Origin of the sequence: Pinibacter soli, from assembly GCF_029961145.1 — a bacterium.
Classification (GTDB): domain Bacteria; phylum Bacteroidota; class Bacteroidia; order Chitinophagales; family Chitinophagaceae; genus Pinibacter; species Pinibacter soli.
The window spans coordinates 626,470-637,197 of the sequence record NZ_JASBRG010000001.1 but is presented as its reverse complement, the minus strand read 5'-3'; the positions used below and the strand labels follow the sequence as shown (position 1 = coordinate 637,197).

Here is a 10,728-nt window from a genome sequence, read left to right as displayed (position 1 = left end):
CATCAGTAGTAGTGCTATTGAGCAATGCCCGAAACCCTGAAATACAACGTACCCACAAGTTAAAAGAAGTATGAACTTTGAATATTTTTGTTATTTATGCAGTCCAAAGTAAACTTTTCAAAATATAATAATGATTGGCACAAAGCTAAAATTGGAGCCTCTCGTATAAAACAAATACTTTGGTATTACATAAATATCATTGTGTTTAACTCAGCGTGGTTGCCTGCTTCAGGGTATAAAGTGAGATTGCTAAAATTGTTTGGGGCAAGTGTAGGAAAAAAAAGCATTATCAAACCGTATGTAAATATTAAATATCCATGGAAGTTAAAAATAGGAGACCATTGTTGGATTGGCGAGAATGTATGGATTGATAATCTTTCACACATTTACATTGGAAACAACGTCTGTATTTCTCAAGGCGCAATGTTGCTGACAGGTAATCATGACTATACCAAAGAAAGTTTTGATTTGATAGTGGGTGAAATTACTTTGGAAGATGGTGTTTGGATAGGAGCGCAGGCTGTAGTTTGCCCTGGAGTTGTGTGTGCATCGCACTCTATTCTTACTGTAAAATCTGTAGCTACTAAAAATATGGATGCTTATATGATTTATCAAGGAAATCCGGCAAGCGCAGTCAAGCAACGAAAATTAATGGAAAAAGGCTCTTAGAAAAAAAGCAAAAACGCTAATTTAAGATGATTATTTAAATAATTACTGCTAAATGGAATGGATGTGTGGTTGTTTATAGTTCCGGAATATTGGATCGCAAAGAATATTGATTTAAAAGAGATAGAATAATTTTTATGTATCAAAAGCTAATTGGCAAAGAATCGAAGCTGGCTGTAATTGGATTGGGTTATGTGGGGTTGCCGATAGCATTAGGATTTGCGAAAAAAATTAAAGTGATTGGCTTTGACATTAATGCAGAAAGAGTGGCGATGATGCGTAAGGGAATCGATCCATCGAATGAGCTAACCGCCGAAGAATTTGAAAATTCGGACATTCATTTTACTGACAACATCGAAGACCTGAAGGATGCTAACTTTTTCATTGTTGCCGTTCCTACACCTGTGGATCAGCGCAAGCAACCTGATTTGCTTCTGCTCCAAAAAGCATCAGAAACCGTGGGTAAAGTGATTAAAAAAGGAGACTATGTAGTGTATGAATCTACAGTTTATCCTGGTTGCACAGAAGAAGATTGTCTGCCCATCATCGAGAAATTGAGTGGCTTGAAAATGGGTGTTGATTTCAAATTGGGTTACTCACCTGAACGTATCAATCCGGGCGATAAAGAACATACATTCTCTAATATTATAAAAGTGGTTTCGGGTTGTGATAAAGAGTCTTTGGATGTTATCTCAAAAGTCTACGAAATTGTTGTTGATGCTGGCACTTATCATGCTAGCAGTATAAAAGTTGCTGAAGCTTGCAAAATAATTGAAAACACTCAGCGCGATTTGAACATCGCATTGATGAACGAGTTGTCAATCATTTTTGATAAAATGAACATCAACACATTTGAAGTGCTTGAAGCTGCAGAAACGAAATGGAACTTTCTTAAATTTCATCCGGGTCTCATAGGAGGTCATTGCATCGGCATCGATCCATATTATTTGACCCACAAGTCAGAAAAACTTGGTTACAATTCAAAAGTAATTTTGGCAGGAAGGATCATTAATGATGAGATGCCTGCTTATGTGGCTAAAAAAGTGATACAACACATTATTAAAAACATCCACAAGGTAAATGGAGGAAAGGTGTTAATAATGGGCGTAACGTTTAAAGAGAACGTGAGTGATGTACGCAATTCAAAAGTGGCCGAACTAATAAAAGAGCTTCAGGCGTACTCACTTAGTCAAATAGACGTAGTTGATCCATATGCAGATGCAAAAGAAATAGAACAAGAATATCACATTCATCTTTCCGACAAAGTAGGAACCGATTATGATGTGGTGTTAGTAGCGGTTGCACATAAAGAGTATAAAACACTTGATCAAAAATATTTTAAATCCATTATGAACGAAAACGCTTTGCTAATGGACCTGAAAGGGATCTATAGAAAGGACCACGGCCAGCTTAATTATTGGAGCTTATAAAGCAGTTACACTTATGGCTGGAGAAAATAGAAAAATAGAATTCTGATTTTGGTAGGCTGGTTTGTTTCGGGCTACAGAGCGGGCGACCCTTTTCGGTCTTGCCTGAATGTTGCTTTGGGATTACAAAAAGAATTCGAAATATTTGTACTTACTACAGATCCCGATCATGGAGAAAGTTTGCCCTTTGTGGGCATTGAATCCAACAAATGGATAGAATTTTCCGATAGCTCGATCAATGTGTTTTATTTGAAGAGTGAGGAAGAAAGAGGTAGAAGTGATTTCTCAAAAGTATAATAAAGATTGTGCATGGGTGAATATTGGCGGCTTCCGTTTGTATGTTTACGATTGCGGTTGAGGAAATAACACAGGCACAATTAAGGAACGAAAATTGATAGGAAAAGAACCTCAAAAGAATTTTGTTTTTAAAATGACCATTTCAATTATTACTACAACATTCAATAGTGCAGATACTGTAAGAGATACTTTGGAGTGTATCAAGCAGCAAACGCACAACAGTATTGAGCATATTATAGTTGATGGTTTATCAAAAGACGATACGCTTGAAATTGTAAATAGCTACCCGCATGTATCGACCATTGTTTCAGAGAAAGATAAGGGCATTTACGATGCGATGAATAAAGGACTAACACTTGCAAGGGGCGAGGTAATTGGCATTCTGAATTCTGATGATATTTACGTTGACAAAGACGTGTTAATGAAAGTCGCAAACGTTTTTGCCAATGAGAATGTTGATGTGTGTTATGCCGATCTCCAATATGTGCACCAACAGGATCTGAATAAAATTCTCAGGACGTGGAAATCGGGAAAGCTTAAAACCCGTTCATTTTACAGAGGCTGGATGCCTCCCCATCCCACTGTTTTTGTAAGAAGAAAAGTGTATGACAAGGTGGGAAACTTCAATCTTTCATTAAAGAGTGCGGCTGATTATGAATTAATGTTACGCATTTTCGTAAAGAATCATTTTCATGTACATTATCTTCCGGAGATAATTGTAAAAATGCGGGCTGGCGGCATTAGTAATGCGTCAATTTTGCATAGAATAAGGGCAAATAAAGAAGATAGAGAGGCTTGGAGAATCAATGGCCTTCAGCCAAGATTTTATACTCTGTATTTGAAGCCAATTAGAAAAATTACGCAGTTTTTTAAACGGTAATTTATAGCCATCTTTGCAAATTCAAAACGAGGGACCGTATCTTAAATAAAAAAAACACTAGTCATAAGTTAATTAAAAAAAGTATGTCAAAGAAAGTCGCATTGATTACAGGCGTCACCGGTCAGGACGGTGCATATCTTACAGAATTGTTGTTAAGTAAAGGATATGAAGTGCACGGTGTTAAACGCAGATCGTCGTTGTTTAATACCGATCGTATCGATCATTTGTACCAGGACCCTCATGAAAAGGGCGTGACATTGAAACTGCACTATGGCGACCTGACTGACAGCACCAATCTCATCCGCATTATTCAGGAAGTGCAACCCGATGAAATTTATAACCTGGCAGCTATGAGCCATGTGCACGTGAGTTTTGAAACGCCCGAATATACAGCCAACGCTGACGGTATTGGTACGCTTCGCATTCTGGAAGCTGTGAGACTTTTGGGATTGATTAAGAAAACAAAAGTGTACCAGGCCTCTACTTCAGAATTATACGGTCTAGTACAGGAGGTGCCACAAAGCGAGAGAACTCCGTTCTATCCACGTTCTCCATATGCTGTGGCAAAACTTTACGGTTATTGGATTACAGTGAACTATCGTGAAGCATATGGAATGTACGCTGTGAACGGGATTTTGTTTAACCACGAATCTCCTTTGCGTGGCGAAACTTTCGTAACAAGAAAGATTACCCGGGGCACAGCAAAAATTGCGCTTGGTTTACAAGACAAAATTTATCTAGGTAATCTCGACGCACGCCGTGACTGGGGTCATGCAAAGGACTACGTCGAAGCAATGTGGTTGATCCTTCAACAGGAAAAACCTGAAGACTATGTAATTGCAACAGGTGTTACGACAACCGTTCGTGACTTCGTTCGCATGTCGTTTGGCGAAGTAGGAATCGAATTGGAATTTATAGGAACAGCGGAGAAGGAAGTGGCTGTTGTAAAATCATGCTCGAATCCTGACTTCCAGGTTGAAATAGGAAAAGAAGTTGTAGCAGTTGATCCTCGTTATTACCGTCCAACAGAAGTTGAACTTTTGATTGGTGACCCAACAAAATCTCAAACACAATTGGGCTGGAAACCTAAATACGATCTTGCAGCGTTGGTAAAAGAAATGATGGAAAGCGATGTAAATCTTTTCCGCAAAGAAAAATTGCTGAAAGAATCTGGCTTCGCAATCAAAAATCAGTACGAATAAAAGTAAGAATTTTGGAAAGATATGAACGCTGGCTGCGCTTGTTTTAATTTGCGCAGCCTGCGTTCCTTTTTTATTTTATACCATGGATAAATCATTTAAAATATATATCGCGGGTCATCGTGGGATGGTTGGCTCTGCAATAAAGAGAAAGCTCGAAAAGGAAGGATTTACAAACATTATCGGAAGAACTTCTGCAGAATTGAATCTTAAGGATCAGCAGGCAGTAAGTGATTTTTTTGCAGCTGAAAAACCAGATTACGTATTTTTAGCTGCGGCAAAAGTGGGTGGTATTGTTGCAAACAATACTTATCGTGCGGAGTTCCTTTACGACAACTTAATGATCCAAAACAATGTGATTCACTCGTCGTACGTAAACGGTGTGAAGAAGCTGATGTTCTTAGGATCGTCTTGCATCTATCCTAAAATGGCGCCACAGCCCTTAAAGGAAGATTATTTGCTAACCGGATTACTTGAACCAACAAACGAACCATACGCCATTGCGAAGATTGCAGGGATTAAAATGTGCGATGCTTATCGTTCTCAATATGGCTGCAACTTTATTTCGGTAATGCCCACGAACCTTTATGGTCCCAATGATAACTACGATCTTAATAACTCTCATGTGTTGCCGGCATTGATCAGAAAATTTCATGAAGCGAAGAAAAACAGCCAACCGACGGTAACTATGTGGGGCACAGGATCTCCTCTTCGTGAATTTTTACATGCAGATGATCTTGCAGATGCATGTTATTACCTTATGCAAAACTATAATGAGCCGGGCCTTGTAAACATTGGTGTGGGTCATGATATTACCATAAAGGACCTTGCTATTATGGTAAAAGATATAGTTGGCTACGAAGGTGAAATTGTTCACGATCTTTCAAAACCAGACGGCACACCGCGCAAACTAATGGATGTAAGCAAACTGCATTCATTAGGATGGAAGGAAAAAATTGAATTAAGGCAGGGAATAGAAAAAGTTTACGAAGAATTTAAAGGAAAGAATGCTTAGGCTCTGAGTGGTGAATTTTGAGTAAAAAGAAATGAATCACTTTTCATAACTCAAACTCACTACGAAGAAACGCACCACTCAAAACTTTGTCATGTTTTCATTCTTTAAAAAGAAAATAAAAGAAGAAACAAACCTTAGTGGATTGCAATGTGATATGCACTCTCACTTACTTCCGGGTATTGATGATGGTGCCGCTACATTGCTTAATTCCATGACCCTTATTAAAGGGTTAAGCGAATTGGGTTATACCAAACTAATTACAACGCCGCACGTTTATTGGGATATTTATAAAAATACTCCTGAAACAGTGAAAGCTCCACTTGCCTTGGTTGAAGAGGCGATCAAAGAAGAAAAAGTTCCTGTAAGTATAAATGTTGGTGCTGAATATTATCTTGATGACCACGTGGATGATCTGGTACAAAAGAAAGAACGTCTGCTGACGTTGCCCAAAAATTATGTCCTCTTCGAGTTCTCATTTGTAAATAGACCAATGGATTGGCAGGATAAAATATTCAACCTGCAAATGAATGATTATCAGCCCGTCCTTGCTCACCCCGAACGTTATTCATACTTCCGGCCAAACATGAAGATTTTCGAGGAAATCAAGAACACAGGATGTTTGCTGCAGGTTAACCTTTTATCGCTAATCGGTTATTATGGTAAGCCTGCGCAGGAAATGGCAGAGTACCTGATCAATCACAACATGGTAAGTTTTTTAGGCACAGATATGCACCATGACAGACATTTGGAAACACTTCGTGGTAGCGGCGCTGTTATAATGCCTATTGTAAAGAAACTTTTAGATACAGGAGCTCTGTTGAATCCTACACTTTCAGGCTAGTAATTCTACTATCTACAATAAAATAGATGCCATTAACCATTAAAAAACATTTTTTGGTTAGTGGCATTTTTATTTTTTACCACTCATCATTTCCTCACTTCTAATTGATTTAATCACAGCGAAATCGTTAGGTAATACTCTGTTTTTTGCATATGGGTTTTGGGTATTATTTAAAGGTGAAACCCGCTCCCCGCTTATTAAGTTTTTGTATAGCCGAAAATAGTACTTGCATATGATTTATTTTTTTCGCATATTCATATACGAAATGCATTTCTACCCGCACCAGGAAACTAACAGTAATTCTTATATCTTATACAATATCTAATATCTCAGTTTAGTATGCAAAAAAGAAAGTCCAAAAACTTTCTTGTCCTTTCCGGTAATCAGGCTTTTAGTAGTAAAAAAAATTAAACCCCTTTTTGGTATTCAGGCATTTGATCTCATAGGCTGTTGCGTTATGGGAAAAGATACCGCCACCACTAAACGTTGCAATAACTGTTAGTTATTGCCATCAAATCCACGCTTTTACCCGTGAAAAATGTTTGTTTTTCTTCTTAAAACACATTAAATCATTTCACTATGTCAACAATTGAATTTGATGAAATGCTTGTCAGCAACGCCGATTTTTTAAAGCCTTTTGCAATTACTTTAACCAGAGACAACGAAACTGCGCAAGATCTTTTCCAGGAAACAATGTTCAGAGCCTTAGCCAATAAGGATAAATACAACGTTGGTACCAACATTAAAGCCTGGCTATACACGATCATGCGAAATATTTTCATTAATAACTACCGCAGACGAACTAAACAAAACACCATTTTTGACAGCACGCCAAATGACTTTTTATTGAATTACAATCAGGTAGTGGCGGCCAACACTGCTGAGAGTCATTTGAAGATAAAAGACATACAAGCAGCCATTCATCAGTTGCCGGAAATATTCCGCAATCCGTTCTTACTATATTTCGACGGATACAAATACGCAGAAATAGCAGAGATGCTGAGTGAACCGCTCGGAACCATCAAAAGCCGGATTCACTTCGCCCGCAAATTATTGAAAGAGCAAATTCAGCGATTTTAGTAGGGCGAATTGCATTCGCCCAAGACGCCCACGAATCGCATTTGCATTCATGCTACAAAGACAAATTCCAACCGAAGGATCAAACAAATAGAGTCGGAAAAAAGCCAAAACCGGTCTGTTTGTTTGATCAATCGGTATTATGGCTATTTTTGCAATTAGCAAAATGTCACAACAAGTAATTCTGGTAAACGAAAAAGATGAGATGCTGGGCACCATGGAAAAAATGGAGGCCCATCAGAAAGCGTTTTTGCATCGTGCATTCAGTGTATTCATTTTCAATAAGAAAGGGGAAATGCTATTGCAGCAACGTGCACTGAACAAATACCACAGTGCAGGTTTGTGGACCAACGCCTGTTGTAGTCATCCATTCCCGGATGAAGATGTTGAATTAGCCGCGCAAAGACGTTTGTACGAAGAAATGGGTTTCACAACCTCATTAAAAAAAGCATTCGATTTCGTTTACAAAGCTCCATTTGATAATGGCTTGACGGAGTACGAGTTCGACCATGTGTTTGTAGGAATACATGACAACAGCATTTATGCAAATGAAAGCGAAGTGAAGGACTACTGCTATAAAAGCGTTGAAGAGATTGCCGATTCATTAATCACCCATCCTGCAAAATATACCGCCTGGTTCCACATTGCCTTCCCAATGGTGAGGAATTGGTCGGAGGCCAATTCAATTTGAAAATATGCTAATTTGAAAATTATTCCTTAGTTCAATCTCTTTGTCTGTATAAAGCGTTATTGCAGAGAAGTTTGAAATTGATAAATTTTCAAATTACCATATTTTCAAATTTTCAAATTCCACAAATCACTTAATCTGCGGAAAACTCATCCCCGTAATCTTCCTGTACATATCCACCGCAAAAAGGTCGGTCATGCCGGCTACGAAATCTACTATTGATTGAATATCATTGTACAGTTTGCTTTCGTCGCCAGTTATTACAAATTGTTTTGAGATTAATTGTAATAACTTTTGAGACTTAGATGATTTTGGTGAAAGCACTGCGTTGAAGAATTCTTTCAATAATGCCCCGATCACATTATAACCTGCGATCTCAATTTCCACTACTGATCGGTGATTATAAATATTTGCGTAAGAGTATTCGTCTATCGATCTAACCAATTTCAATTCATTTTCAGGCAGATAATCAATAATCGGTTTTGAGACTTTTCCCGCCAACAGGTCCATTTCTTTTTCAATAAAAATATTACTTACACGACCGATCAACAGGTTGATCAGTTTGGCGCGAAGAAACTGTATCTTTTGATTGTCATCATTGATCTTATTAAAAGTTTCCTCTACTTTTTCCCGTGCATCATAGCCGGTTTCATTGTCAAAAAAAGAAAGGAAAAGTTCTTTAATGGTATCGATAGAAATAATATGCAGACGATGTGCATCTTCAAAGTCGATAATGCGGTAGCAAATGTCATCCGCAGCTTCTACAAGGTAAACAAATGGATGGCGGACAAACACGTTTCCTGTTTCAGACAGGCTCGGAATTCCCAGGCTCTCTGCAATGGTTTTATACACGCCAACTTCAGAATCAAAAAAACCGGATTTTTTTGTAAACAGGTTTTGTTTGTTGAAGCCGTTCAATGAATCCGTTGGGTACTTGACAATTGATGCCAGCGTAGAATAAGTTAATCGGAACCCTCCCTCGCTATTCTCGTTGAAGTTGTGCGTAAGTGTGCGGACCGCGTTCGCATTCCCTTCGAAAAACATAAAATCCCTTTTTTGATTTTCGGAGAGCCTGTCATCAAACCTTTTCTTTGCATCGCCTTCTAACTCCCTGAAAAATATTCGGATCGCATCTTCACCGGAATGTCCAAACGGAGGATTGCCAATATCGTGCGCCAGACAACCCGCAGCTATTACTGAAGGTAACTCATATTTGTAAAATTCCTGGAAGTCCTCGCTACCCTTGTTGTATTTTGCTGCAAGAATATCTCCCACCGCTTTGCCAAGGGAACGGCCAACAGAAGCCACTTCTAAACTATGTGTAAGACGGTTGTGTACAAACACGGGACCAGGCAAAGGAAAGACCTGTGTTTTGTTCTGTAAGCGCCGGAACGCAGAAGAAAAAATGATCCTGTCATAATCCCTTACAAATGAATTCCTGATCGTTTCCGGAGAAGAGCTGATCTTGTGTTCAGAGCCCGTTCTTTTGGCGCTGTACAATTTATCCCACTGCATTCGAAAGATTGAGTTTAGTTAGTAGGGGCGAATTGCGTTCGCCCTTGGAAAGATCGAAGATAGTTGAAAAATGAAATGACAACGCGAAATTGGCCAGGGCGAGTTGCATTTGTTCCTACCGTGAAAGCATATAAATAACCTTCTTATCCGCCTCGTTTATAACCGCCACAGAATCCTGCGCAAAATGTCTTTTAAAGGCCCTTATTGCCGCCGTGGAGTCTTTTACATCATAACCGATAAGACGAAGTCCCTGAAGGTAATTAAAGCCCGCAGGAACGATAACGTTTGTGGTATCCGCATACCATTGCCCAAAGCCATGGGTGCTAAGGTATTTCCAGGGGAAAAATATGTTAGGGTCGTTTTTGCGCGTAGGGGCAATATCTGCATGGCCAATAAAGTTCGCAGTGGGAATGCTATACCGTTTTTGCAAAGTGTCCAAAAGCACGAGCAAGCTTTTTATTTGTATAGCAGGAAAAGAATCGTAGCCATTGTTGTCCAGTTCAATGCCGATTGAACTCGAATTTACATCCGTTAAACTTCCCCACTTGCCTGCACCTGCGTGCCAGGCCCTCAGGTAGTCGTTCAGCATATGATGAATAGTACCATCCTTACAGATAACATAATGTGCACTCACCTGCGTACGCGGTAATGTAAATGTCTTCAACGTTTCGTCGCAACTCTTCTGCGCTGTATGATGGATAATCACAAAGTTGGGCTTGCGCATGCTAAAATTCGTAGTGCCGGTCCAGTAAGGGGCGTTTGCAATGGAGTCCACCGGTATGTTGTCAGGCAAAGATTTTAACGTTTCGGCAAACTGTTTGGCCTGCTTTTTATACGATTTGTTGGTAGCTGCATAAGGCTTCGGTGCACAACCGTAAACGATCGTAATGCATACCACAAGAAAGACTGCCTTGCTTAAAAAACGATTTGCCATTATCTCATGTTTGTGTATGGCGTAAAGTAAAAACATTTTTCTGCAAAAAACTGATTGCAAACAAGTTTCGCGGCATAATTGTTATAGAAAACTAGTTCTTAGTTGTGAGGCTTCCTGTGGAATTTGTCTTCTCATAGCTGCCTGTCGTTTAAACGCAGCCGTTTCACATAGTGCCTAACAACTATCAAC

General features: G+C 39.1%; 11 protein-coding genes. 9 read left to right on the top strand and 2 right to left on the bottom strand.

The window, feature by feature from the left end; translation table 11 throughout:
* Positions 1-96 precede the first annotated feature (96 nt).
* The 9 genes from QJ048_RS02475 (at position 97) to idi (ending at position 8,093) form a co-directional block, all read left to right on the top strand.
* Entirely contained in the window at positions 97-669 is a 573-nt protein-coding gene (locus tag QJ048_RS02475; RefSeq protein WP_282332745.1) for a WcaF family extracellular polysaccharide biosynthesis acetyltransferase, read from the top strand.
* A gap of 134 nt (positions 670-803) precedes the next feature.
* Positions 804-2,096, top strand: coding sequence for a nucleotide sugar dehydrogenase (locus QJ048_RS02470; protein ID WP_282332744.1), 1,293 nt, complete (start codon positions 804-806; stop codon positions 2,094-2,096).
* A 48-nt stretch (positions 2,097-2,144) separates the two neighbouring features.
* Positions 2,145-2,390, top strand: coding sequence for a hypothetical protein (locus QJ048_RS02465; protein ID WP_282332743.1), 246 nt, complete (start codon positions 2,145-2,147; stop codon positions 2,388-2,390).
* Between the two features lie 133 nt (positions 2,391-2,523).
* Positions 2,524-3,270 (top strand): glycosyltransferase family 2 protein, encoded by a 747-nt coding sequence (locus QJ048_RS02460; protein WP_282332742.1) that lies wholly within the window; start codon positions 2,524-2,526, stop codon positions 3,268-3,270.
* A gap of 83 nt (positions 3,271-3,353) precedes the next feature.
* Positions 3,354-4,472 (top strand): GDP-mannose 4,6-dehydratase, encoded by a 1,119-nt coding sequence (gmd, locus tag QJ048_RS02455; protein WP_282332741.1) that lies wholly within the window; start codon positions 3,354-3,356, stop codon positions 4,470-4,472.
* Between the two features lie 82 nt (positions 4,473-4,554).
* Positions 4,555-5,484: a GDP-L-fucose synthase gene (gene fcl, locus QJ048_RS02450; RefSeq protein ID WP_282332740.1), complete on the top strand. Its 930-nt coding sequence runs from the start codon at positions 4,555-4,557 to the stop codon at positions 5,482-5,484.
* A gap of 91 nt (positions 5,485-5,575) precedes the next feature.
* Positions 5,576-6,325 carry a tyrosine-protein phosphatase gene (locus QJ048_RS02445; RefSeq protein WP_282332739.1) on the top strand — a complete coding sequence of 250 codons (750 nt, stop codon included), beginning with the start codon at positions 5,576-5,578 and terminating at the stop codon, positions 6,323-6,325.
* A gap of 579 nt (positions 6,326-6,904) precedes the next feature.
* Positions 6,905-7,405 carry an RNA polymerase sigma factor gene (locus QJ048_RS02440; protein ID WP_282332738.1) on the top strand — a complete coding sequence of 167 codons (501 nt, stop codon included), beginning with the start codon at positions 6,905-6,907 and terminating at the stop codon, positions 7,403-7,405.
* 139 nt (positions 7,406-7,544) lie between these two features.
* On the top strand, positions 7,545-8,093 hold the full coding sequence (idi, locus tag QJ048_RS02435; RefSeq protein ID WP_282332737.1) for an isopentenyl-diphosphate Delta-isomerase: 549 nt from the start codon (positions 7,545-7,547) through the stop codon (positions 8,091-8,093).
* 126 nt (positions 8,094-8,219) lie between these two features.
* Here the strand turns inward: idi and QJ048_RS02430 are convergent, their stop codons facing one another.
* Positions 8,220-9,605 carry a deoxyguanosinetriphosphate triphosphohydrolase gene (locus tag QJ048_RS02430; RefSeq protein ID WP_282332736.1) on the bottom strand — a complete coding sequence of 462 codons (1,386 nt, stop codon included), beginning with the start codon at positions 9,603-9,605 and terminating at the stop codon, positions 8,220-8,222.
* 115 nt (positions 9,606-9,720) lie between these two features.
* On the bottom strand, positions 9,721-10,539 hold the full coding sequence (locus tag QJ048_RS02425; RefSeq protein WP_282332735.1) for an N-acetylmuramoyl-L-alanine amidase: 819 nt from the start codon (positions 10,537-10,539) through the stop codon (positions 9,721-9,723).
* Positions 10,540-10,728: the final 189 nt, after the last annotated feature.